Source organism: Novosphingobium sp. (assembly GCF_027486195.1).
Lineage (GTDB): Bacteria > Pseudomonadota > Alphaproteobacteria > Sphingomonadales > Sphingomonadaceae > Novosphingobium.
Genome location: NZ_JAIXPP010000118.1, coordinates 14,175 through 36,269, shown reverse-complemented (window position 1 = coordinate 36,269; position 22,095 = coordinate 14,175). Strand labels below are relative to the sequence as shown.

At 65.5% G+C, this 22,095-nt stretch carries 24 protein-coding genes and 2 pseudogenes; 7 read left to right on the top strand and 19 right to left on the bottom strand.

Features of this window, described 5'->3' with window-relative positions; genetic code table 11:
- Positions 1-7: 7 nt before the first annotated feature.
- The 7 genes from Q0071_RS20150 to Q0071_RS20120 all read left to right on the top strand — a co-directional run bounded on the left by Q0071_RS20150 (position 8) and on the right by Q0071_RS20120 (position 9,311).
- Positions 8-2,233: a hypothetical protein gene (locus Q0071_RS20150; protein WP_298173981.1), complete on the top strand. Its 2,226-nt coding sequence runs from the start codon at positions 8-10 to the stop codon at positions 2,231-2,233.
- A gap of 1 nt (position 2,234) precedes the next feature.
- Positions 2,235-5,654 carry a right-handed parallel beta-helix repeat-containing protein gene (locus tag Q0071_RS20145; RefSeq protein ID WP_298173979.1) on the top strand — a complete coding sequence of 1,140 codons (3,420 nt, stop codon included), beginning with the start codon at positions 2,235-2,237 and terminating at the stop codon, positions 5,652-5,654.
- A gap of 16 nt (positions 5,655-5,670) precedes the next feature.
- Positions 5,671-6,387 (top strand): carboxypeptidase-like regulatory domain-containing protein, encoded by a 717-nt coding sequence (locus tag Q0071_RS20140; RefSeq protein WP_298173977.1) that lies wholly within the window; start codon positions 5,671-5,673, stop codon positions 6,385-6,387.
- A 45-nt stretch (positions 6,388-6,432) separates the two neighbouring features.
- Positions 6,433-7,350 (top strand): NAD-dependent epimerase/dehydratase family protein, encoded by a 918-nt coding sequence (locus Q0071_RS20135; RefSeq protein WP_298173975.1) that lies wholly within the window; start codon positions 6,433-6,435, stop codon positions 7,348-7,350.
- Positions 7,351-7,663: 313 nt separating this feature from the next.
- Positions 7,664-8,167, top strand: a complete 504-nt coding sequence (locus Q0071_RS20130; RefSeq protein ID WP_298173973.1) for a DUF4402 domain-containing protein — start codon at positions 7,664-7,666, stop codon at positions 8,165-8,167.
- A 99-nt stretch (positions 8,168-8,266) separates the two neighbouring features.
- Entirely contained in the window at positions 8,267-9,097 is an 831-nt protein-coding gene (locus Q0071_RS20125) for a molecular chaperone (protein WP_298174044.1), read from the top strand.
- A gap of 31 nt (positions 9,098-9,128) precedes the next feature.
- Complete coding sequence (locus Q0071_RS20120; RefSeq protein WP_298174042.1) at positions 9,129-9,311, top strand: hypothetical protein; 183 nt, start codon at positions 9,129-9,131, stop codon at positions 9,309-9,311.
- On the opposite strand, the pseudogene Q0071_RS20115 reads toward Q0071_RS20120, so the two are convergent.
- The 19 genes and pseudogenes from Q0071_RS20115 to Q0071_RS20035 all read right to left on the bottom strand — a co-directional run.
- A pseudogene (locus Q0071_RS20115) lies at positions 9,251-9,616 on the bottom strand (ArdC family protein); the annotation flags it as partial. The gene Q0071_RS20120 and the pseudogene Q0071_RS20115 sit on opposite strands and share 61 nt — an antisense overlap.
- A gap of 84 nt (positions 9,617-9,700) precedes the next feature.
- Positions 9,701-9,991 carry a hypothetical protein gene (locus Q0071_RS20110; RefSeq protein ID WP_298173971.1) on the bottom strand — a complete coding sequence of 97 codons (291 nt, stop codon included), beginning with the start codon at positions 9,989-9,991 and terminating at the stop codon, positions 9,701-9,703.
- Between the two features lie 9 nt (positions 9,992-10,000).
- A complete protein-coding gene (locus Q0071_RS20105) occupies positions 10,001-10,795 on the bottom strand; it encodes a DNA adenine methylase (RefSeq protein WP_298173969.1) in 795 nt (264 codons plus the stop codon).
- Positions 10,785-11,156 (bottom strand): hypothetical protein, encoded by a 372-nt coding sequence (locus Q0071_RS20100; RefSeq protein ID WP_298173967.1) that lies wholly within the window; start codon positions 11,154-11,156, stop codon positions 10,785-10,787. Before Q0071_RS20100 ends, Q0071_RS20105 begins: the two co-directional genes overlap by 11 nt.
- A 91-nt stretch (positions 11,157-11,247) precedes the next feature.
- Positions 11,248-11,727: pseudogene (locus Q0071_RS22555) on the bottom strand (DNA cytosine methyltransferase); the annotation flags it as partial.
- 21 nt (positions 11,728-11,748) lie between these two features.
- Entirely contained in the window at positions 11,749-11,898 is a 150-nt protein-coding gene (locus Q0071_RS22550; RefSeq protein WP_366886852.1) for a Com family DNA-binding transcriptional regulator, read from the bottom strand.
- A gap of 141 nt (positions 11,899-12,039) precedes the next feature.
- The gene (locus tag Q0071_RS20090) at positions 12,040-12,495 is read right to left on the bottom strand and encodes a phage tail assembly chaperone (RefSeq protein ID WP_298173963.1); all 456 of its coding nucleotides are present in this window, start codon (positions 12,493-12,495) and stop codon (positions 12,040-12,042) included.
- Between the two features lie 24 nt (positions 12,496-12,519).
- Positions 12,520-13,209 (bottom strand): hypothetical protein, encoded by a 690-nt coding sequence (locus Q0071_RS20085; protein WP_298173961.1) that lies wholly within the window; start codon positions 13,207-13,209, stop codon positions 12,520-12,522.
- 12 nt (positions 13,210-13,221) lie between these two features.
- Positions 13,222-13,884, bottom strand: a complete 663-nt coding sequence (locus tag Q0071_RS20080; protein ID WP_298173959.1) for a putative phage tail protein — start codon at positions 13,882-13,884, stop codon at positions 13,222-13,224.
- On the bottom strand, positions 13,881-14,930 hold the full coding sequence (locus Q0071_RS20075) for a baseplate J/gp47 family protein (RefSeq protein WP_298173957.1): 1,050 nt from the start codon (positions 14,928-14,930) through the stop codon (positions 13,881-13,883). The genes Q0071_RS20080 and Q0071_RS20075 overlap by 4 nt, the downstream gene beginning before the upstream one ends.
- Positions 14,927-15,406 (bottom strand): phage GP46 family protein, encoded by a 480-nt coding sequence (locus tag Q0071_RS20070; protein ID WP_298173955.1) that lies wholly within the window; start codon positions 15,404-15,406, stop codon positions 14,927-14,929. Before Q0071_RS20070 ends, Q0071_RS20075 begins: the two co-directional genes overlap by 4 nt.
- Positions 15,403-15,930 carry a phage baseplate assembly protein V gene (locus Q0071_RS20065; RefSeq protein ID WP_298173953.1) on the bottom strand — a complete coding sequence of 176 codons (528 nt, stop codon included), beginning with the start codon at positions 15,928-15,930 and terminating at the stop codon, positions 15,403-15,405. Before Q0071_RS20065 ends, Q0071_RS20070 begins: the two co-directional genes overlap by 4 nt.
- On the bottom strand, positions 15,927-16,994 hold the full coding sequence (locus Q0071_RS20060; protein WP_298173951.1) for a phage baseplate assembly protein: 1,068 nt from the start codon (positions 16,992-16,994) through the stop codon (positions 15,927-15,929). The genes Q0071_RS20065 and Q0071_RS20060 overlap by 4 nt, the downstream gene beginning before the upstream one ends.
- The gene (locus tag Q0071_RS20055) at positions 16,991-18,232 is read right to left on the bottom strand and encodes a DNA circularization N-terminal domain-containing protein (protein ID WP_298173949.1); all 1,242 of its coding nucleotides are present in this window, start codon (positions 18,230-18,232) and stop codon (positions 16,991-16,993) included. The genes Q0071_RS20060 and Q0071_RS20055 overlap by 4 nt, the downstream gene beginning before the upstream one ends.
- Positions 18,229-19,704 (bottom strand): tape measure protein, encoded by a 1,476-nt coding sequence (locus Q0071_RS20050; protein ID WP_298173946.1) that lies wholly within the window; start codon positions 19,702-19,704, stop codon positions 18,229-18,231. Before Q0071_RS20050 ends, Q0071_RS20055 begins: the two co-directional genes overlap by 4 nt.
- A 3-nt stretch (positions 19,705-19,707) precedes the next feature.
- Positions 19,708-19,785: a hypothetical protein gene (locus tag Q0071_RS22545; protein ID WP_366886863.1), complete on the bottom strand. Its 78-nt coding sequence runs from the start codon at positions 19,783-19,785 to the stop codon at positions 19,708-19,710.
- A 38-nt stretch (positions 19,786-19,823) separates the two neighbouring features.
- On the bottom strand, positions 19,824-20,138 hold the full coding sequence (locus tag Q0071_RS20045; RefSeq protein ID WP_298173944.1) for a phage tail assembly protein: 315 nt from the start codon (positions 20,136-20,138) through the stop codon (positions 19,824-19,826).
- Complete coding sequence (locus Q0071_RS20040) at positions 20,135-20,500, bottom strand: phage tail tube protein (protein WP_298173942.1); 366 nt, start codon at positions 20,498-20,500, stop codon at positions 20,135-20,137. Before Q0071_RS20040 ends, Q0071_RS20045 begins: the two co-directional genes overlap by 4 nt.
- A gap of 75 nt (positions 20,501-20,575) precedes the next feature.
- Positions 20,576-22,039, bottom strand: a complete 1,464-nt coding sequence (locus Q0071_RS20035; protein WP_298173940.1) for a phage tail sheath subtilisin-like domain-containing protein — start codon at positions 22,037-22,039, stop codon at positions 20,576-20,578.
- Positions 22,040-22,095: the final 56 nt, after the last annotated feature.

Genomic DNA, 22,095 nt, shown 5'->3' with positions numbered 1-22,095 from the left:
GCTCGACATGGGAACCGCACGCGACTTCTACCGCGAATACTACACCGAGCGGCTGTGGGACTGGGTGCCCCCCGCTATCCGCGAGGCGGACGAGACCGAAGGCGGTTCGGCCCTGCGCGCGCTGCTGCGGGCCTTCGCCAGCCAGGCGGCGGTGATGAAGCGCAGCCAGGACCGCTTGTGGGACGATATTTTCGTCGAACTCGCAGACGACTGGGCGGTGCCCTACATCGCCGAGCTGGTCGCCGCGCGGCTGGTCTCCGCACTCAATCCGCGCGGGCGGCGCAGCGATGTCGCCAAGACGATCTACTACCGCCGCCGCAAAGGCACCCTCGCGGTGCTGGAGCAACTCTGCGACGATATCGCCGGGTGGGATGCCAAGCTGGTCGAGGAATTCCGCCGCCTTGCCCGCAATCGGCATGGCCTTGATGGTCCCGCAGCGCCCGGCAGGGTGACCGGCACGCCCGAAGGCGGCCTTGCCGATCTGCGCTCGGTGCGCGGCGCGCTGCTCACCGGCGGTGCCTTCGATGAATTCCACTACACCCCGGAAATGCGCCGTCCGCACGATCGGCTTGGCCTGCGCGGCATCCCCGTGCTGGGCTTTCACCTGCACCGGCTGACGCTCGTCGAATTCCGCAATGTCACGCCCCGGCTCGTCAAGAACCTTGCCGCCACCCGCGATGGCTACAGCTTCGACCCCAGCGGACGCGATGTGCCGCTGTTCGCCCGCGGGCTGGCGCGAACGGACTGGAGCGCCTGGCGCACCGCAGCCGAGGGCGAGCTCCCCCGCGTGATCGACTGCCGCCTCTACAACGAGGAAACCTTCGAAATCGGCGATGCCGTCATCGGGTGGGTCCGCAGCACCGCGCTGATCGCCAGTCAGGCCACCCGCCGCGCCTGCGCCAAAAGTCTTGGCCAGATCGCAGGACAGCGCTTTGCCACGCGCGCGGGGCTGCAGCGCGTGCTCGCAGGCTTGCCGCAGGGCACAGTACTGACCGGCGCAGGCGTCTTCGCGCAGATCCTTGCGCTTACGCTGACGGATGACAGCGGCGCAGTGGTCCTCAACGATGCGGTGTCGCTCGGCATCAAGGGCGCCGCGCCCGTCCCGCGCGCGGCCATGCGCGCGGCTGACCTCAGCGACTGGAACCGCAGCGCGCCTGCCGGAATCGATCTGCTGTTCGATCCGGCGCGCGGGCGCATGCTGTTCGATCCCGGCGCCGCGCCGCCCACAGACCTGCGCGCGCGCTATACCACCGGCATGAGCGCGCCGATCGGTGCGGGTGCCTTCGCCCGGCGCACCGCGCGGACTGCGGCGACTGCGCTCTGGGCCCAGCGTGCAACCGCCGCCGGGGTGCCGACCAGCGGGGTGCTCGAACTGTCCGACAGCACGACCTTCGACAATCCGCCCAATCAGCCCGCCATCACCGACCTCACGATCCGCGCGCGCGAGCAGGAGAGGCCCTATGTGCGCCTCGCCGCCGACTGGAGGCTCGGCGCGGCGGGCAACAACCGCGCGCTGGTGATCGACGGCCTGTGGATCGGCGCGCTTTCGGGCCAGCTGCGGCTCGAGGGTTCCTACGCAAGGGTCTCGCTACGGTTCTGCACGCTTGATCCCGGCGGTATCGACGGCGGCGGGGGCGCGATCCTGCCATGCGGCCTCGTCGTGGCCGGCACCCTCGATGAACTTGTCATCGAGAACTGCATTCTCCCCGGCATTGTCCTCAGCGGCGCGGGTGCCTCGCTCGACCGGCTGATCCTGCGTAATTGCATCATCGATGCCGGCCAGACCGGCGCCACCGGAATTGTCGCCCCGCGCACAGCGGTGACCATGACCAACTGCACGGTGATCGGCGCGGCGATCAATGCCCTCGCGCTCGATGTCGAAAAGCTCGATGCCACCAATGTCCTGATCGCCGCCCGCGCCGATGTCACCGATCTCCAGTCCGGCTGCTTCCGCTTCTCCGCGCGGGGGCCGGGCTCGCGCGTGCCGCACCCTTATGAATCGCACGAAGTGGCCGATCTCCAGCGCCTGTTCGCCTCGCGCCGGTTTGGCAATCCCGCCTACGCTGAGCTTTCGCCCAACGCGCCGGCGCAGATCCAGCGCGGATCGGAGGAGCAGTGCGAAATCGGCGCCTGGGCAGGTGAGCGCCGCCCCGTCCGGCTCGATGGCCTGCGCGCCAAGATCGACGAATACATGCCCTTTGGCCGGTTGCCGGCCGTGATCGTGGAGAACTGAGATGTCGACCATCGACCTGTCGCGGCAGCTGGGGGACCAGCGCAAGCAGTACGCAGGGGTCCGCCATCAGCAAGGCCGCGTGCTGACCGATGACGATTTCAACGAAGCCTCGTCGATCGAAGCGGAGGAGCTGCGGCGCACCCGCATCCACGCCATCGGAGCCTATGGCGCGCCGGGTGCCGGCTTCCTCCCTGCGGGCTTTGCGGTCAGCGGCGGCAAGCTCGATTTCACGCTGACCCCGGGCGAGCTCTACCTCGGCGGATTGCGGCTCGAAACTGCGGGAAGCGAGCATTTTCTCGAGCAGAAGGACTGGCTCAACTTCGACAAGGCCGCCGCCCCCGTGCCGCCCGCACCGGGCGTCAAACGCACCGATCTCGTTTGGATCGAAGCCTGGCAGCAGCCGGTCACCGCGGTGGAAGACAGCGAACTGTTCGAAGTCGCGCTCGGCGGACCCGATACCTCCGCGCGCTGGCGCACGATGCGCCGGGTCCACGTCATGTCCGGTGTAACCGGCACCGCCTGCCCCGCTGCCTGGGCCGCCGCGCTCGCCAGCTTCGCGCCAATGGGCACCATCGCCCCCGACATGGAGATGACTACGACGGCAACGCTGACCGTGGGCTTCACCGCGCCGGTCACCGTCGGCGATCTGTGCTCCCCGCCGCAGCCGGGCGGCTATCTCGGCGCGGAAAATCAGGCCATCCGCGTCCAGATGGTCGATGCCGGCCACTACACCTGGGGCTACAACAATGCCGCCCCGCTCTACCGCGCGAAGATCTCCGCAAAGGGCGGGCAGAACGTCCTGCTCAAGCTGCTGACCCTGCCGCGCGATGCGGCGCACTGGCCGCTGAAGGACATGGTCGTCGAGCTGCTGCCGTGGTCCGCCGCCCTGCCCAACGGCGAGCGCGTGTCCGAAGTGGCCGGGCACTTGTGCAAGGTCCTCGTCAGCTACGATCCTGATAATCAGACCTTCGAGATCGACACCCCGCTGCTCGCCTCCGAAGGCTTTGCCAACTGGACCGGACGCGGCGACAAGGCGCAGTTCAACGATCCAGCCGATCCCGACGACGACTTCCTCTATGTGCGCGTGTGGGACCGGGGCGACGACCTTGCCTCGCCCGCCGCGATTCCCGTCGCGACCACCAAGCTTGGCAACACCGGCCTTAGCGTGACCTTCAATGGCGCGCCGCTGCGCCCCGGTGATCATTGGATCATCGGGGCCCGCCTGGCGGCCCCTGCCGCGATCGTGCCGTGGCAACTGGCGCTGCCGAGCGGCGCGGCGCCGAACGGCATCCGGCGCTACCGCGCGCCGCTGGGCCTCATCGAATGGACCGGCTCGGCCGCCGGCAGCGCAACCGGCGTGCTGATCGACGATTGCCGCCCGCCGTTCCTGCCGCTCACCCGCATTCGCGGCTGCTGCACGGTCACCGTCGGCGACGGGATCGAGAGCTTCGGCATGTTCGATACGATTGCCGCCGCGCTTGCGTCCTTGCCGCCCGCTGGCGGGGCCGTCTGCGTGCTGCCCGGCACATTCCGCGAGGCCGTGGTGATCGACGGCCTGCACAACGTGACCATCCACGGCTGCGGCCCGCGCTCGCGCATCGTCGCGCCCGATGAAACCGGTGACAAATCGACTGCGGTGACCATCACCCGCAGCGAAGACATCTGCGTTGAAGCGCTGGCACTCGAAGGCGGCAACGGCCCCGTGGTCGCGGTGCGCTCCAGCAAGGCGGTGCGCCTTGCTGATTGCCTGATCCAGTTCCGCGATGCGCGTGAGGACTTCTCGCCCTGGACCGCCGTCTATGCCGAAGGCAAGGCGATCGAGATCGAGGACAACATCATCGAACCGCTCCCCGCTGCGCTCGAGCGGATCTTCCACAAGCGCGCCGCGCCGGACCGGGCCGAGGACGCCGATGCGGCGCGCGGCGGCATCCAGCTCGGCGGCGGTAGCGTCAACGTGCTGGTGCGCGGTAACGTCATCGTTGGCGGAATGGGCAACGGCATCACGCTCGGCAGCATCCGTCGGATCGACGAGCAGTACCCGGATGGTTCCGACATTCCCGATATCGACCTGGAAGACCCCTGCGCCCCCTGCGATCCCACTGACAGCAGCGTCCCGCCGGACAACGGCGATGGCCCCGTGCGCTTCGTATCGGCGGGTGACCTCTACGAGATCGAGATTGCCGACAACGTGATTGCTCGGCACGGCGCAAACGGGATCGCGGTGGTCCGCTTCTTCGGGTTCAGCCTGAAGACCGGCCTTGAACTGGTCACTGTTCACGATCTCAGGATTGCCGGGAACCGCATCGCCCACTGCCTGCGCCACACGGTCGCCCAGCCGAAATCGGCGATGATCCTGTTTCTCGGCTATGGCGGCATATCGCTCGCGCTGACCACCGATCTGGTGATCGAAGGCAATGTGATCGAACACAACGGCCGGGACTGGCTCACGCCGGTCTGCGGGGTGTTCGTGCTGGTGGCCGATGGCCTCACGATCGAACGCAACGTGATCCGCTCCAACGGCGTGCCCGGCGAGGAGCCCGCCGAAGCGGCGCAGGAGGGCATCCGCGCGGGCATTCACGTCTGGCTCGCGCTCACGCTCAATCTGCCCGGCACGGCCAGGTACGGCCATGCAAAGGCAATGATGGCCGAAGGCGCAGCGCGCGCTCGCCAAGCTGGTGGCCAGCTGCGCATCCACGGCAATCAGGTCGAACAACCGCTCGGCCGGGCCCTGTTCCTGCTCGGCGCCGGGCCGATGGCGATCACCGACAACCGCTTCCTCAGCGAAGCCATGGCCGAGAAGGTCACCGACCCGATGGCCCGCACGGTTCTCGTCGCCAACTTCGGCGTAAGCCGCGAATGGACGCTCGGCCTGCTGCTCGCGGCCGTGCTCAAGGTGGCCGAAGCGATGGGCTACAACCTCGGCGTCGATGCTTGCACCGTGGCGCGGCTTGGCGTCTTCACCAAGGGCATCTGGCCGCGCCTGCCCACGGGCAAGCTGGCGTTCAATGATAATCAGGTGAGCTTCCTGATGCGCTCGGCACCCAAGGGCGCGGACCTGAGTTCGGTCCTGCTGCTCTCGCTCGATGATGTCTCCGCTTGCGACAACCAGTTCGAATACCATGTCGATGGCCGCGTTGCCGTGGCCGGTCTGGTCGCCGCCGGATCGTCGGTGCGCACCAGCGACAACCGCCTCGCAGAAACCTGGGGCCGCGCGTTCTTCTCGGTGCTCAGCTTCGGGATCCTCAATACGGCCGACAGCAACCAATCGACCCATTGCCTCAAGGCGAACGGCATCGAACGGGCGGTTGCGCACAACCTCGTGCTCGGCACCGCCTTCTGCAAGGAACTGTGCGGCGACGATCACGGCATCGAAAGCCACCTCGCGACGGGCGCCAAGAAGGCGTTCATGCCCCAACCCTGACCACCGGAGAACGATCATGGCGCGTTTCAACGCCGAGAGCATGAAGGCCTTTTCGCAATCCGGCCCCCGCCATACCGCCGCAGACCAGCAGGCAGCGATCGACAGCGTGTTCGGCCAGATTGCCCGCATTGCCCCGCAGATGCTGCAATTGCAGGAGGCGCTGATCACCGGCCTCGCCCAGTCGCAGCGGCGCGAAGCAAAGCGGCTGGCAGCAACCGAGAGCGACGAGACCGCAGCCTCGCTCGCCGAGCAGCGGGCCCGTCGCGCCCACGATCTGCAACGCGAGGTGGCAAGCTTTGCCAGGCTCGCCGGTCAGCTTGCCGAGGGCCTTGGCAGCAAGCCCATATTCCACGGCTATGTCCTCGATGCCGATGGCGAGCCTGCGCCGGATCATGTGGTCCGGATCGTTGGAGACGGCACCACCGATCCGCGCTTGGCGCAGATCGCGCGGCGCACGGCCAAGACCGATGCGGGCGGCTACTTTCGCTTCGAGTTCGATGCAGTGAACGACTATCGCGCCATGCACGTGACCGAAGACGACACTTACTCGGTGGTCGGCGCCACTTACACGGAGGCTTCCGCCCGGCTCGATGTCGAAGTGCTGGACTCAGCCGGAACCGTCGTATTCCACGATCCCGCGCCGCCAAGCTTCACGGGCAGAGGCGCCGAGTTCCGTTTCTATCCCCTGCTCGACATGCGCGCAGCGGAATCCGGTGCGCACCAGTTCCGATGATGTGGCATGCGTCTCGCAGCATTTTTCGCGAGGAGCAGGCCGGACATGACGATCGTGGTAACAGGTGCAGGCGGTTTTGTCGGGCGAGCGCTCGTCCGGCAGCTTCTTGCGGCGGGCCATGGGGTGGTGGGCATCGATACCGCAGCGGGCGACATTCCAGCTGGCGCCCGCGCCATTGCCGGCGATCTGGGTGATGCCGCAATTCGCGCCGCCGCGCTGGCGGATGGCTGCAAGGCCCTGATCCACCTCGCCACGGTGCCCGGCGGCGCGGCGGAGGCCGATCCCGCTGCCTCGCGCCGGATCAATGTCGATGCGATGTACGATCTGCTGCTCGAAGTGGCGGAGACGGGCGGGCGCCCGCGCGTGGTCTTTGCCAGTTCGATCGCGGTCTTCGGCGATCCCCTGCCCGCGCATGTCGATGATGCGACCCCGCTTGTCCCGAAGATGATCTATGGCGGGCACAAGGCGATGATGGAGCAGGCGGTGGCGATGTTCTCCAATCGCGGCCTGATCGATGGGGTAACCGTGCGCCTCCCCGGCATTCTCGCGCGCCCCAAAGGCCCCTCGGGCCTCAAATCGGCGTTCATCAGCGACCTGTTCCATGCGCTGAAGGCAGGCGAGTCCTTCATCTGCCCGGTCTCCGCCGGAGCCACGATCTGGGCGCAGTCGATCACGTGCTGCGCCGCGAACCTCGTCCACGCCCTGGCGCTGGATGCCGCGCTCCTGCCGCCGACGCGTGCGGTCACGCTGCCGGCACTGCGCATCGCGATGGGCGATCTTGCCGCCGAAATCGCGCGGCAATGCGGCGTAGAGCCGAACCTCGTTTCCTGGGAGCCTGACATAGCGCTCGAAGCCATGTTCGGCACGCAGCCCCCGCTAGAAACCCCGGCGGCCGAGCGCGCCGGTTTTGCGCATGATGGCGACCTGGCTCTCCTCGTTGCCAGCGCGCTCGCCGCGTTGTGAAGGCCGGCGAAACGGGCCGGATCAGAAGGCAAAGCGCCGACCGGCAGCCCTGGCAGCATCAGCCAGACGCTTTTGCGTATCCATGCCACTGACTTCGACGTCAGCGCTTCGCAAGCTGCAGCGTCCTCGCAGTTTGCAAAGTTCATTTTTGCAGTTTGGCGAAAAACCAGCAGCTATTCTGAATAGCATGGCGCTTTTCTGCGCGTTTCTCCCGCGAAATCCCACTTAGCACGCTCTTTGAAAAGCAGGGGGCAGAGCCGGAACGGTTCCGACGCTCGTTTCTGCCAGATGGCAACTTTAACGCAGAACACGAATGCGCAACTTCATCTCGCCCCTCGCTCTCGGCACTGTCCTCGCCATTGCTGGCGCGACCGCTGCCAACGCTGCGCCCGTCACCGCCGAAGCCGGCGCCGGTGCGAAGATCATCGCCCCGCTCGAAATCGCCAACACCTCGTCGCTGTACTTCGGCACCATCGCTCCGTCGCTGACGCAGGGTGACAAGGTCGTCGTGACCCCCGCCGGTGACAAGAAGTGCGGCGCTGCGCTGACCTGCCTGACCGCCGACCACACCGCCGCTTCTTTCGACGTGAAGGGCGAAGCCGACGCCGTCTACACGATCTCGCTTCCGGGCGGCATCGAGATCACCAACGAGAAGGGTGATGGCATGAAGGTGTTCGACTTCACGGGTTCGAAGGACAACGGCCGTCTCGTCAAGGGCGCAGACAGCTTCACCGTCGGCGGCACGCTCGACGTTGGTGTCCGCCAGGCCGCCGGCAAGTACACCGGCCGCTTCGTCGTCGCCGTCGAATACCAGTAATCGTCTCTGGCAGGGGAAGGAGCCCGGATCGCCCGCAAGGCGCTCCGGGCTCCGACCCGGTCCAGCCGCGCCTGCCCCATCCAAGGAAAGTCCCCTGCCATGTACTTTTCTACCCGCTTTGCGCGCATCGCGCCGTTGCTTGCGGCGCTCGCCGTTCAATCGCTGCCGACGCCTGCCGCCGCCCAGCTGATGGTCGCGCCGAGCCGCGTCGTCCTCGCCGGTGCCGAACGCAGCACCGAACTGATCCTGGTCAACAAGAGCGACGCCCAGACCGCCTACCGCATCGATGTCGAAAACCGCCGCATGCGCCGCGACGGTGCGCTGGAAACCGCCACCGACACCCGCACTGGCGAGCTGTTCGCCGCCGACATGATCCGCTTCTCACCGCGCCGCGTTATCCTCGAGCCCGGCGCCCGCCAGTCGCTGCGCGTGTCGGTCACGCCGCCAGCAGGCCTCGCTCCGGGCGAATATCGCAGCCATCTGCGGCTCATGGCTGCGCCGACCAATGTCGGAACGGCAACGGCCGCGCCCGCCGAAGACGCCAACGACGGCTCGCTGTCGATCCAGCTCATCGCCGTACGCTCGGTCACCATCCCGGTCATCGTGCGGATCGGTACGCTCGACGCCACCGCGACGGTCGACAATGCGGCGCTTTCCCGCGAGGGCGACAACATGCTCGTCGTGAAGCTGACCCGCGCCGGCACGCGTTCGACTTATGGCGACCTGCGGCTGACGATCGCCGGCGAGGCCAACCCGGTCTACAGCGTGCGCGGTATCGCCATCTATACCCCCAACACCGACCGCGACGTGATGCTGCCGCTGCCGGCGGACATCAGGGCCAAGCTGATCGGCCATGACGTGCGCATCGACTACGTCTCGTCCGATCCCAAGGCGCCGGGGCTGATCGCCACGCGCCGCGTCCAGCTCTGAACCGACTGGAACGAGCGACCGGTGCGGGGCCATGCGATTTCTCTTCGCTTTGCTGGCAGCACTGCTGCTGGCCGCCCCGGCGCACGCCCAGTCGCAGGACAGCGACAAGGTCTTTGACGATCTGTTCGGCACCGAACCGGCGCGGGTAACCGGCACCCGCCGCGCCTCGTCGGTCTTCTCGCCGGTATCCGGTGCCTCCACCTCCTTGGTGTAGCTCTTGTAAAAGATCGCGATGGTCGCTTTGGCGCCCTTGCGGACCTGGCCGCCAAGCTCCTTCGCTTGGCGATAGGTCATCCAGAACGGCGAAGCATAGCCGCACATGTCGGCGACCATCCAGAGCCAGAAGCAATTCATGCCGCGGTAAGGGATGCCGCAGGCCCGCAAGGGCCGCGAGACGGGAACACCCCGCCAGGGCTGCACCCATGGCTTGGTTCCGGCTTCGAGCCAGGCAATGATTTCCTGGGTAATGCGGGCCGCAGGCGAGAGTGCGCTGCCTTCGCGGGGACGGTACTTGGTCATGGTACATCTCCTGAACGGTATCCCCGTGGGCGCTTGAAGCGCGACAAGAGGTTCTGGAGTTCCGGACAAGACATTCTGGAGCACTCAATAGATCGTATCCGGGCGTGAAGCGCGACGAAATGCCTCTAGGTAAGCGGTGCGAAGATCCCTCTCCCAGCTTTGCCTAGCTCGGCTATCGACATAGTCTTCAACGGGTGTCCCTCGGTGGGCAAGTGCATCGATGATGCCGACGACAACGTGCTCTGCACGCTGGCTAGGAATATCTGACCGGCGATGAGCTTCGAGAACGGCTGCGAGCACGACTTGCTGCAGACCCGGAATATCGACGTGCAGCTTCCTTGTCAGGATGGCTGCCAAATGCTCCAGTTCCAACATCGCCCCCTTTCACGGGCCGGTGATGATCACCTCTTTAGCGGGCCGCTGCCCACCCCCGACGCCATAGTGCAACGAGACCTCCTCGATGTCGAATCCAGCGAACAGCCGCCGCACCTCGGGCGTGTCATTGAGCGACAGGATAAAGCGCCCCTGAAGCCCTGCTAAGAGCCCTCTCAGAACCTCAAAATCAGCCTCTGAGAACAGCCCAAGACCATAGTCGTCGGTGCAGCCCCAGTAGGGCGGATCGAGGTAGAACAGCGTCCCTGGCCGGCTGTCATAGCGGGCGATACAAGCGGCGAATGGCATGCGCTCGATCACCACGCCGCAGAGCCGCTCGTGCACGTCCTCGAGCATAGGCACGATCTTGGTCAGATCGAACCGCGCGCCCTGCTGGAAGTCGATCCCGAACGTCTGCTTTGCCACCTTCCCGCCGAACGCTGCGCGCTGCAGGTAGAGGAAGCGTGCGGCGCGTTCCAGATCGGTCAGCGTGTCGGGATCGACGCGGGTCAGCCGCTCGAACTCGGCGCGGCTACACACCTGCCATTTGAGTACGTCGAGGAACTGTTGGTAGTGCCGCTGCAAGATCCGGAACAGCGTCACGACATCGCTGTTGATATCGTTGATCACCTCCATCTGCGGCCGACGCCGGCGTCGGAAGAATACCCCGCCCATGCCGACGAAGGGCTCCACATAGCGGACATGAGGCGTCGCCGCGATGCTCTCCGCAAGACGGCTGGCCAGCGCGCGCTTGCCGCCCTGCCAGGGCGCCACCGGCTTCACCGGTTTGATGGACTCAAGCGTCATGGCTCACGCCCTCCCGCAGCGAAATCAGCCTTGAGAGTTCGGTACGCGAGCGCTGCAGCCAGGCTGCAAACTCCGTTACCGGCTCCCCTGGTGCGGTCCACCCGATCGGCCATCCCATCACGTGTTCGAAGAAGCGCGGGTTGGAAATCAGGCCGCCGATATAGGAGCCGGTGCCAAACCTGAAGCTCACCCGGACCTGGGGCGAAGAGCGGGGCATTGGCACCGGTTTCCAGCCCATGCCGGTCAGCGCTGCCCATGTCTTCGTCCAGGCCCGCGCCGCATTGGTCAGCGAGAACTGGCCCGAGCTGGTCGGCGCCTTGTCGAATGGCTTGCCGATCACAAGATCGCCCGCTCCGATCATCACATCTGGCATGTAGCCAGCGTCCGAAGCCGTCGGCGTAGGCCAGGATGAAGAGGCGGCGACGCCTATGGCGAGCGCCCACTTCTCGCGCCGTAAACAGGCCCGCTTTTGCGCTGTAGCCCAGGCGGCGAAGCCCTCCGACGACATCGGCAAGTCCCAGATCGATGTGCCCCTCGACGTTCTCGACAAAGACAGCGCCAGGACGGACTTCGTCGATGATCCGCTCGACTTCGGGCCACAGGTGCCGAGGGTCGGCCTTGCCCCGTCGCTTGCCCGCGCTGCTGAACGGCTGGCAGGGATATCCGGCAGTGAGGATATGAACCTTGCCGCGCCAAGGCTTGCCGTCGAAGGATCTGAGATCGCCCCAGACAGGCGCGTGATCCAGGGCTTGGTCTTCCATCCTGGCCACGAGAGTGGCCGCAGCGTGGGCTTCCCGTTCGACGAAACAGACAGTGCGATAGGCGGGCTCGGCGATCGCGAGACCGAGCTCGAGACCGCCGTAACCAGCGCAGAGGGATAAGCCATTGATGCTTCCGGCGAGGTGGCCGGCATCTCGGGAATGAACAACCACAAGAGAGGTCTCCGTCGGCGCTCAGTCTCGCGCTCTCGGAGGGCTCACAGGCCTCAATTGATTGATCTGGCGGCACCGCCGGCACTTGATTTCGATCGTGCCCGCCAGCGCTCCATTATCTGCCTTGAAAAGCAGCGCGTTGCAAGCGCCGCACCTAAACGACTCCTTCATCTTCGAGCACCTATCCATGCTCCGCCGTGACGGCCGGGGGAGCTGAAGGGCTGGCGCGCCAGCCCCAAGGTGCGAGTTACAGCTCGCGGTTCGAGGCGTTGCTACCGCCTCGGCCGCCCCCGTTAAGGAGCGGCACATTCTTCAGTCAGCCGCCACAGGCGCTGCAGGCCAATCCTCGGCATCCATGTCGAGATCGCGCAGCGCCTGCCGATAGGCAGCCCAAGCGGACTTGAGCTGAGGTTCATCGACCAGTGTGTCGCCGAGCTGGGTCCAATCGCTGGCGGCGAGCAGCCGATCACGCTGCCGTTGCCGCATGGTCTGGCGCGTTTCCGGATCCAGCTCGCGTGTTCGTGCGAGTGGGCCATTGCCGAGGTCGACGATCTCAAGCCCGGCGGACTGCTCATCCAGCAGTCGGTTGTAAGTCTGAACGCTGATCGCCACAGCGTCGGTCGGGATGATGCAATCCGGGTTGGGCACCATCTTGGGTCGCTTGCCCGCCTTGATCTCACGTGCGGTCTGCGGAGCTGCGATCAGCTTTGCGCCGTGAATGTCTTCATCAAAGAAGCCGCCTGCGCCAGCACTCCAGAACTTACCCATGTCCAAATCTCCGTGTTGTGGCGATCACTTGCCGATCGCGATGTAGTCGAGGCCGCTGATCGAGTTCGTCGCGTCCCCGTCGAAGTTGAAATAGAAGCTGGCGCCGCTCGGCGACTTGCTCACCCCTTGGCACCACACGTCATACGAATTGTTGGCGGGCAGGTTCACCGCAACCGGGATCGCCGCGTAGCATGCGGTCGGGAAGGTCGTCGGGAAGGTCACGGCCACACTGCCCTCGCTATAGGCCCCGCGAAGGTAGCCCCACTGCAGCAACCATCCGCCCGGAAGCGGTACATAGCCGTTCAACCCGGTCACGCCTGCGAAAGCCGCTGACAGGCCGGCGGGCGTGATCGCCTTGGTGTCGACCGATCCCGCGGTGATTTCGGCCGAACTCGACTTCGGTACGTTTATCGTCCGGTTCGCCGCGAGGTCTCCGCCGCCAGTGGCAAGCCCCGACGTATTGACCTGTCGCGTAGTCGGGACAGCCCCGCCACCCGCGCCGATCACACCGGAAATCAGGTCGAGTATGGCCGCACGAAGCTGGGTTTCATCGCCCTTTTCCAGCGTGATGCCCTGCTGTTCAATGACGTAGCAGAGCGCCTCTTGGACGTCGTTCATCCAGTCCGCCGAGATCCGCGTAGCGCGCTGGCCAGTGGCGGGATTGCCTTCGTCGAACTTTCCTTCAACGCTCCCCAATGTGTCGATGCGGTGCATGTCAAATCCTTCTCATCGCGTGAAATCGAACCACAGGGCCGGCTCTGGCTCGACCTCGTAGGCAAACAGGACTGTGGTATGGGCTGGGCGCGCGCGTCCGATCAGGCACTCTAGATCGAGCGCACCCCAGCCGCGGAGCGGGATCCCGACCGGGTCTCCGGCCTCCGCGACCGCAACGGGCAATTCCCCTTGCTGCGTTCCGTTGAAAGGGAGAACACGGACGGTCCAGGCAAACGCCCAGTCATCGCCATAGAGTTCGGCATCGCAGGCTACCCCGATGGCGGCAGGCCGGTGTTCATCGATCTCGATCAGGAAGCCCGCCTTGGCGGCCAGTTCGATAAAATAGGAGATTGTCTGGCCGCCGGTCGATGTGAGCTTTTGGTGCAGCGCGGCTTGTCGCTCACGTGCAGTCTCGGGCGCGCCGGTGCACGTATCCGGCAGGCCGGCAACGCGCTCCCAATCCGGCAGAAGCTCGTAGGCGGTGCGCGGATCGGCTTCCTCGATCAGATCGACGCCGCGCGAATCGATACGGGCCAGCTCGATCGACAGGCCGGAAAGGAGCTTGCCGAGCGTCGTCCCGGCATCGGCAATCCACGCCGAGCCGCGCGGCAGCAGAGCTCGGAGCTGCTCGAAGTAGGCGCTCGATCCGCGCGGATAGATCATTTCGCCGCTCATGCGAACGCGATGCTCCCAAGCACGGGCAGAACACCCGGGCTTGAAATGATGTCGCCAGCCGGAGCGCTGAGCATATGGCTGAACTCACCCTCGGCTTGGCTGATCGCCTCGTTGATGCGGCTGAGATAGATGGTGCCGTCCGGCTCGGCCTCGCGCCGGAAGAAGTCCTGCAACTCGGCCGCGATCGCCGTCTGGACAGCCAGCGTGGGCGGCGTCGCGGCGATCGTGAAGTTCACCGGTAGCGTCATCGGCGAAAAGACCGTGAGAGCTACGGTCACGGGCCGAAGCTGATCAAGGGCCTGCTGGACCGCCAGCACGTCGGCAGCGAGCGGTACCGGATCGACACGGCCATCCATGACGAATGTCACCCCTACGGTCCCGGCACCCAGCCACCCCGGGTAGCACCATGCGCGCGTCACACCGGCCTGCTCCAGCGCCCAGCCTACATAGTCGGATGCCGTGCCCCCTTTCGGGGGCGTGCGGATCCGCTGCAGCAGGCGCGCTCGCAGAGCTTCGTCGTCTTCCTCTTCGGCTCCTGCCTTCGTTGTCGCCACGACGGTGACTGTGGCGTTGATGCCAGCAGTTGGCGCCGCCAGCGTGAGAACGGTCCCGCCGGTAACGTTGCCGTCAAGCCCCGCATCCAACGCCTGCAGCGTGATCATGGCTGTCCCGCCGCTGATTATCGCGGCTTCCGTCGCTGAGTAGATCGCGCCGTCGCTCCGCGCCACTTGCGTGCCTGCTGGGATGACCGAGCCGTTCGTCCCAGTGGCAGTGGCCGAAATGACCGCCGCGACTGCCGCCTTGCGCCGAAGGCCCCACACCGCACAGTGGCGGACCAGAAACTCGCTCGATGCCGTGTCGGGCATCAGCTGCTCGGCGACATTGGCAAGGTAGCCATATAGCCCTGCCGCCGCGCCGGCGTGGACCCGGGCAAGGACGTCGAGCACCGAATGGCGCAGTCGGCTGTCAGCCCCGGGCAAACGCGACTCGATGTCGGAACGGGCGCGCTCGATCAGGGCAGAAAGGGTCGGACGGACCAGCGTCATGATACGGATGCCTCCCAGGTGAAGTCGTAGCGCTCCCGTGCAGGGCCGGTCGGTCGATCGAGCGTGACAGCGATCGCGAGGCGTTCACCCTGTGCTTCGACCTCGACGGAAATCGCGCTGGTGATGCCGTCGCGGATCAGCCAGCCAAGCGCGTCCTGCACATGCTGGCGCGCGTCCCGAAGGACCTGTTGCATGGCTTTCGATCGGCGCAGCAGCCAGAGGCGCGATCCCAGCGTGTTGCGATAATCACGATCCGCAGCGCCGGAGCTGACATCCCCGCCGAAGTCATCGCCCCACCAGCCTCCGCGATCGCCGCCCTCTTCGGGCAGGGTCGCCGTCTCGTTTGCGCGTGCATCCGAGAACAGCGAGATCAGGATGGCCGAGCGAAGGCCAGAATGCGTCTGCAGCGTTCCGCCGCTCAGTACGAGATCGGCGATCGACGCTTCTTTATCCCATTCAAGAGCGAGATCGATCATGCCGATGTCACCTTCGCGCTGCCGCTGATGATCTTGCCCGTTGTCAGGTTCACATCGTCGCCCACACGAGCGACTGCTGCGCCGCCGTCCCCGCCGAGCCGGACGTCATCCGCTTCGATTACCGCGATCGGCGCGATGACACGCACCTTGGCCACCGCCTCGATAAACAGTTCTTCGCGGCCGAGCTTCACCACATTGCCGAGGTCATCGTAGAGCGCGACTTCACCGGCTTGGAGGCTGCGCAGGCGATAACGCCGGTCCGCCACGGCGATGACCACACCGTGGCTGCGAAGGCCGCCGACGAACGCCACAAGGGCTTCGGCACCGGCGTGCGGCACGCTCGTGAAGCCATAATCCTGCAGGCGCTCCACCGCGTCATGTGTCTCGTCGGCAAGCAAATCGATCTGCAGCTCCTGTGCCTGCGCCGCATCCGAGACCAGATTGACGATCGCGCGCGCCAGCATCAGCCGAACGCGGCCCTCGATCGGCGCCATGACCCGCCGCATCTGGTCGGCGAGGTTCATTGTTTCGGCTCCGGCTCGGCAAGCTTCGCCCAGGCTTCGGGTGGAACCAGCGTCAGCTCTGAAGTGGTGCCTGCCTCGCTATCGCGGACCAGGCGCACCCGCTCGATCAACAAGGTTTCGTCGACGTTGCACCATGGGATGCGGACATAAGCCCGCGCGCCCGGCCGCCAGGCCGGACCAGACCCGTCATTCGCCGCAAACCAGCCCGGAACGGTCACGCGCCGCTGGAGGCTGCGCGCCGCACGCGTCTGGGCTTCCCATGCAGCACGCTCGCGCAGATTGGCCGTGTCGGCCTGCTCCTCCGCCACGATCAGCATGGGCCGATAGCGGGCAATGCCGGGATCGCGGGCCTCGGCTTTGACTTGGGCCACTGCGCGGCCATGACGGTTGTCATCGCCGGATGCCTGCCCCTTCGTAAGGTAGACCGAGAACCGCTCGGCATGGTCCTGATCGCACTCCGCCGAGATCACGTTGACACCGCCGACGATCTGTCCCGAAACATCGCCGCTGTCCGGATTGCCGATCCTGATCGAACCATCCCCCGTCGACCAGGCGATCAGGCCGCGGTAGCTGGCCATGCGTTCGATGGCGGCCCAGCCGGTTTCTCCCTGCTGGAGCGCAAAGCGGGTGAATGGCTTCCCGGTGTCACCAGTCACGACGATATCGATCCCGAACGGTGCCGCGATCTCGCGGGCTATCGCCTCGAGCTTCTGGCCGCGCCACATGCCGGGTGCGTTAAGAGCGGAACAGTCTACCAGATCGGCCGATTTGTCCCGCCCGCGAAGATTGATCGTTACGCTCTCGCTGTCGATCGCGCGGCTCACGCTATCGAGATACCCTGTCACAAGCGTCTCTTCGCCAAGCGTCACCTTGCAGGCCATTCCGGCTGAAACGAACCACGCCCGATCGCCGGTGCGGACCTTGTCGGTGAAGCTTACGGCGAAGCCGCCGGCGACCGTATCGATCCCGCGCTCGATGCTGACATTGGTCCACCCGGACCATCCCTGGCCATCCAGCCAGAGCGTCACGTCATGGCGCGCCAGGCGGTCGAACCGGGCACTCATGGTGCCACCGCATCCGGGCGTGCCGAATCAGCTGTCAGAAGCTGCAGCTCCACGCCGACCGGCAGGAAGCCTGGATGGAGAACCGCATTTCGCGCCACCAGCTCGGCCGCCCGATCCTCCACGCCGATGCGGCCATAGACGCGGTTGGCAAGCCGCAACGCCGGCTCGCTCTGCGGCAGGAGCACGCCATAGGTACGCGCCAGGTTGGAGCCGCGCACTGCGATATCACGCGTCACCGCGCGGCGAAGTCCGTCAAAGGCCGCAGCGGTAGCATCGTCGCCGGCATCGGCTGCCGCGATCGCCAGCACGTCGAGCCGCGTCGTCACGGCATCGCGCACGGTGACCGCATCCTCATAGCTCGCAAAGCTGCTGGCGGAGACTGCGCGCGCCAGCTCGGCCGCTGTGGTGAGGCGGAACGCAGCCAGCAGCGCATCGCGGTTCGCAGCCTCGCGTTTGCGGTTGCCGGTGGGCGCGAACGTGTTCAGCCCCAACGGTACCCAGTCGAGCATGATCGTCAGAGCCGCGATCTTGCGGCGCGGCGAGGTGCTGAGCACGGAGACGGTCGAGACCAGGCCGACGATCGAAAGCCCGAGCGAAAGCGGCGCACGCATCAGGCCCTGCATGTTCGCCGGCAGAAGCGAAAGGCCAGCCTCGAATGCGCGAAGAGCTGGGCCAACGCCGCCCTGCAGGCTGGCCGCGATCTGCGTCACCTGTGCCATGCCTGTCACCAGCGAGGCCGATGCGTCTTCCACGAAGGCCGCGGCATCCTCGATCGAGAACGAGCCGGCCAGCCGGCCGGGGATGTCCGCCACGACCTTGTCCGCCTCTGCAACACCGAGCTGGCCGCTCTCGACCGCGATCGGAGCGGACACCTCGATGCCGGCCTCCTGAAAGGTCACCGTGAACCAGCACATGCCGCCGTCCTGCGTGCTTTCGGACGATCGGTAGTCCATCACCGCGACCATGATCTGGCCATGCCAGGGATGCACGAGCAGACCCGGCCCTTCCGCCTCGAGCGCATCGATCAGGGCGTCGCGCCGCGACCGATAGTCGCTGCCGATCACATGGAACTCGAGCGAGAACTGGCGCGCTCTGCGGCCAAGGTCCTCGACCAACGGCTCATCACGGCCGGGCATCTCGAACACGGCGTTGCGTCGACCGCCGCTGCGCTCATGCGACTGCGTCCGGAAGGCGACGCCGCGGAACGAGCCCGCCTGGTATTCATCGCGCCAAGTCACTTTGCGCCTCCCATCGAGCGGCCGTACTGCAGCAGCACCGGCACCTGGGGATTGTCAGACTTCATTTCGCGCGTGCGCACGCTCCACCCGCTCGGCGCCACCAGCTCGACCTTGACCGCGCCGCCCACCTTCACGGGTGGCGCGGCTTCGAAATCCTTTTTCGAGTAGCCACTAGCACCCTGATGGAGTGGCGAGGGACGGTTGAGCCTGGGCGGCGCGGCCGGCGCAGATGATGTGGCGTTTGCGGGCTTATCCTTGGTGAAGCTCCAAAGCCAATCGTCAATCTGGTGCCCAAAATTGAGAACGGAGCCTATTTTGCCGCTATACTGTGCGATCGTGATCACCGCGTCAGCAAGAAGGCTTGCCGCCGTTGCGATCTGCTCGATCTGGCCAAGCACATAATTCCAGTCGGTTTTGTTCACGAAATCGTCTGCTTTCTGGACGGCAACCTCCAGCCAGTCTGAAATCTGCTTTGCCCACTTCTGCAGGGTGCCATCAGCGGCAAGCTTGCTGACCCAATCAAGGAGCTGTTGAAGCTTTCCCTTGACGATGTCGAACACACCGGCCTGTGCGACCATGACAAGGAAATTGGTCCAAGCACCCTTGAGGTTGGAGATGATCCCGAAGAAGGTAGTGCTCTGCCTGACCATGGCCCCGCCGAATTTGGAGTCCCAGATCCCGGTTATCGCCTTCTTCATGTCGAGCGCATTCTTGGCTACGCCCATAGACATAGCCTTGCCGTCTTTGTTCCAGCTCAACCGCACTTTCTTGCCCTGTTGGCTGGCGGTGATCCCGAAACCTTTCAAACGCTCGTACTCACCGGTCATCGCGTCGGCCAGCGCTTCGACCCCTGACATCAGGTCCGTATTCATTCCCGATGCAGCATCGCCCGCACTACGCAGCGAGCCGTCCATGGCATCGATGCCGTAGCTCCGCAGCCGGAGGAACGACTCCGTCACCTGATCAAGCTCGTACGGTGTGTCGAAGGCGAACTTATTGATCCAGTCCATCGCCGCTTTACCTTTGGCGATCGACCCGAACTCACGGTTCAATTGGGATTGAAATGCCTCAAACTCACCTGCAGTCCTAAACAGATCATAGAGCGAGAACGTAACCGCACCGATGCCGGCAGCGCCCGCCCATTTCGCGGCGTCCAGCGCAAAGCCGCCGACCTTCTTGACCAGCCGTCCGATACCGAACCCTGCCAGCTCGGCCGCATCGCCCCAGCTGCCGAGACCCGCTTTGCCCGCGAAGTGCTTCGCCGCCCGGCCGGCGGCGCCGATCGCACCGACCAGCGCTCGCGATGCCCGGTCGAGCCGCGTGATCTGCGATGCCTCCCGCCCGACGCGGCCGACGTCGCGCGCCATTTCCTTTGCCTGCCGGCCGATGCCCTTCATCGAGTTCTGGATGCGCTTCGCCGGACCGGTCACCCGGTCGATCGCCTGCAGCATCATCGAGAACTTGAGGGACATCGGTCAGCCTCCCCGCATTGCGGCAATCCGCTCGGCCTGGCCGAGCCACATTTCCAGTTCGTCGGCCGTGAGCGCCATCAGCTCCGAAGGCGGCCAGCCGAACGCGATCGCGAGATCGGCTAGGAGGTCCCGCCAGTTTTTCGGCCACGCGTCACGAAGCCGCCGACAAGCTCCCCCAGGCCGGCCATGTCCTCCGCATCCAGGTTTTCGACTTCCTGCGCATCGAGATTGGTTAGCTTGCCAATCAGCGCCAGCGTGATCGCGACGTCCTGGCCGTCGAACTGGTCGACGACGCGCATGTCCTTGCCCTTCGGCCGGCGCAGCACGATCGTCGCGCCGGCCGAACGCAGTTCCTCTTCCCGCTCGGTGCCATCGGTACTGCGCGTATTCAGCACGATCGGGTACTGGAGCGTGTAGGTGATCGGGGCCTTCACAGCACTTCCTCCGCCGGCGGGCCTTGGAAGACGACCTTCGCCTTGCCGTCCTGGCTCCACGTGATCACGTCGGAGACATAGGCATTGCGCATCAGCCAGGTCGTGCCGGTGTCGGTCACCAGGATCACGGTGGCATTGTCGATCGCGCGCAGCGCGGAAAGGCTCACACCCTTCTTGTAGAGGATGTTGGCTTCGCATTTGGCGGGCTTGGTCGACTCCTTGAACGCGCTCGCGTCATTGTCGCCCTCGACCGGCTCGCGCATCGTGCCGCCGATTTCCATGCTGGAAGAGCCGTCGGTCGGATAAGTGGCGCCATCGATCTTGAGCGAGACCTGGCCGACCACCTGATTGGGATTGGACATCGTGGGTGCCTTTCTGAAAGTGGGATGAGAAGGCTCTCAGAGGCCGCTTGCGCGGCCTCTGAGGCGGAACTGGCCTCAAAGCCTAAACTGGACTGCGGCTGCGAACTGCCGGAACTGGTTGACGATGTCGGGCGGCACGAGCGCGTTGACGCGGTTCACATCGGTCTCATCGCGCTCCACGATGATATCGGCGATGAACTGATCGAGGTTCTCGACCAGCCCGGCCTCTTCCCACTCGCGGGCAAGCGCGATGATCTCCATCCGGATGACCGACGGCGTCACGATCGCCTGGCCAACGCCGTACTTGGTGCCATCGGCTGCAAGCTTGTGCCGCGGGAACTTGCTCACGATCCGCGCGCGCAGTGTGGCGCGCAGATAGGCAAGCGTGGTTACCGTCTCAAGATCGAGATAAGCGACACTTTCAATGCCGAGGCCATCGGTCTGGAACGTCGTGATCGAACGCTCGATGCGGCAAGTGCCGCCGCTGTCTACCGTGTAGGTTGCGATACCGTCGGCCAGAAGCAGCTCGCGCTGGGCCCGGCTGAAGCGTGTGGACTCCACCGGCGGGATCAGGCCGGTGAGCGGCAGCGTTTGCAGCGGCCGGGCCGGATCGATCGCAGTGTAAAAGCCGCAAACGGCGGCATAGATGGCTGCTGCCTCAGGCTCCCACGTCGGGCTGTCCCCGATGCCGAGGATTGTCACCAGCTCGCTGTTGCGCGCAGCACCGAATGCAGTCATCGCAGCTGTGTTCCCGCTCTTCGCCAGATAGGCGACGCTCTCAAGCATCCGCTGTGCGCCCCACCGGCTGTCCAGCTCTGCCTTGATCTTTCCGAAGGTGGTTGCGTCGCTGAGCGCAGAGACGATCGTGCGATAAGGTTCGTCGCCGATCACCGGCCACACGCCGTCGATATCGGGATCAGTCGCGCCGCCCGCCATCGCCGTGATCGCCAGCGCGATGCCGGTGGGAAGCTGCGTCCGGCTGAGATAGTTCTGCAGCACGTCGATCGCGTTGCCGACAGTGCCCTTGTGGCGGCAGGTCAGGGTCACAACACCTGCGGCGGCCGCTGCAGTGACCGGCAGATCAAGATTGGCCGTGATCGCCGCAACGATCGCCGTGGCAACGTTGGCTGCGGTGGACGCAGCCGGAACAGGCACATCGATCTGTACGCCGGCGACGAGGAGCGAGATTGTGCCGGCGTTCGCTGCCGTTCCGGTTACCGTGATCGTCCCCGTCGCAGCCGCGCCGCCACCGATATCATCGAGCGCGATCGCATAGATCTTCGAGTAGCGGTCGACCTTGCGATAAACGGAGATCATCCGGGCGAGCATCGAGCCGCGGCCGAAGCGGGTAATGCCCTCGCTGGCATCTGCGATCGCGTGCACAGTCAGAGCGGGCGTAGTGCCGGAGGCAAGGCGCTGGCCGATCAGCAGCACGCGGTTGTCGATGGGCGAGATGCCGGAGACGGCGCGGCTGGCGTCGAACTCGATCATCTGGCCGGGAATGCGAGTGCTCGCCGGGATGGTGTTGAAGCTGATCATGCGGTCTTCCTCTTTCCGGAAACGACATCGCCGGCGGCCAGCAGCCGGGCGAAACT

Bases quoted from the DNA above. Each gene is read 5' to 3' on its own strand.
- Q0071_RS20150 (WP_298173981.1), top strand. From the start codon at position 8: ATGGGAACCGCACGCGACTTCTACCGCGAATACTACACCGAGCGGCTG.
- Q0071_RS20145 (WP_298173979.1), top strand. From the start codon at position 2,235: ATGTCGACCATCGACCTGTCGCGGCAGCTGGGGGACCAGCGCAAGCAG.
- Q0071_RS20140 (WP_298173977.1), top strand. From the start codon at position 5,671: ATGGCGCGTTTCAACGCCGAGAGCATGAAGGCCTTTTCGCAATCCGGC.
- Q0071_RS20135 (WP_298173975.1), top strand. From the start codon at position 6,433: ATGACGATCGTGGTAACAGGTGCAGGCGGTTTTGTCGGGCGAGCGCTC.
- Q0071_RS20130 (WP_298173973.1), top strand. From the start codon at position 7,664: ATGCGCAACTTCATCTCGCCCCTCGCTCTCGGCACTGTCCTCGCCATT.
- Q0071_RS20125 (WP_298174044.1), top strand. From the start codon at position 8,267: ATGTACTTTTCTACCCGCTTTGCGCGCATCGCGCCGTTGCTTGCGGCG.
- Q0071_RS20120 (WP_298174042.1), top strand. From the start codon at position 9,129: ATGCGATTTCTCTTCGCTTTGCTGGCAGCACTGCTGCTGGCCGCCCCG.
- Q0071_RS20110 (WP_298173971.1), bottom strand. From the start codon at position 9,991: ATGTTGGAACTGGAGCATTTGGCAGCCATCCTGACAAGGAAGCTGCAC.
- Q0071_RS20105 (WP_298173969.1), bottom strand. From the start codon at position 10,795: ATGACGCTTGAGTCCATCAAACCGGTGAAGCCGGTGGCGCCCTGGCAG.
- Q0071_RS20100 (WP_298173967.1), bottom strand. From the start codon at position 11,156: ATGATCGGAGCGGGCGATCTTGTGATCGGCAAGCCATTCGACAAGGCG.
- Q0071_RS22550 (WP_366886852.1), bottom strand. From the start codon at position 11,898: ATGAAGGAGTCGTTTAGGTGCGGCGCTTGCAACGCGCTGCTTTTCAAG.
- Q0071_RS20090 (WP_298173963.1), bottom strand. From the start codon at position 12,495: ATGGGTAAGTTCTGGAGTGCTGGCGCAGGCGGCTTCTTTGATGAAGAC.
- Q0071_RS20085 (WP_298173961.1), bottom strand. From the start codon at position 13,209: ATGCACCGCATCGACACATTGGGGAGCGTTGAAGGAAAGTTCGACGAA.
- Q0071_RS20080 (WP_298173959.1), bottom strand. From the start codon at position 13,884: ATGAGCGGCGAAATGATCTATCCGCGCGGATCGAGCGCCTACTTCGAG.
- Q0071_RS20075 (WP_298173957.1), bottom strand. From the start codon at position 14,930: ATGACGCTGGTCCGTCCGACCCTTTCTGCCCTGATCGAGCGCGCCCGT.
- Q0071_RS20070 (WP_298173955.1), bottom strand. From the start codon at position 15,406: ATGATCGATCTCGCTCTTGAATGGGATAAAGAAGCGTCGATCGCCGAT.
- Q0071_RS20065 (WP_298173953.1), bottom strand. From the start codon at position 15,930: ATGAACCTCGCCGACCAGATGCGGCGGGTCATGGCGCCGATCGAGGGC.
- Q0071_RS20060 (WP_298173951.1), bottom strand. From the start codon at position 16,994: ATGAGTGCCCGGTTCGACCGCCTGGCGCGCCATGACGTGACGCTCTGG.
- Q0071_RS20050 (WP_298173946.1), bottom strand. From the start codon at position 19,704: ATGTCCCTCAAGTTCTCGATGATGCTGCAGGCGATCGACCGGGTGACC.
- Q0071_RS20040 (WP_298173942.1), bottom strand. From the start codon at position 20,500: ATGTCCAATCCCAATCAGGTGGTCGGCCAGGTCTCGCTCAAGATCGAT.
- Q0071_RS20035 (WP_298173940.1), bottom strand. From the start codon at position 22,039: ATGATCAGCTTCAACACCATCCCGGCGAGCACTCGCATTCCCGGCCAG.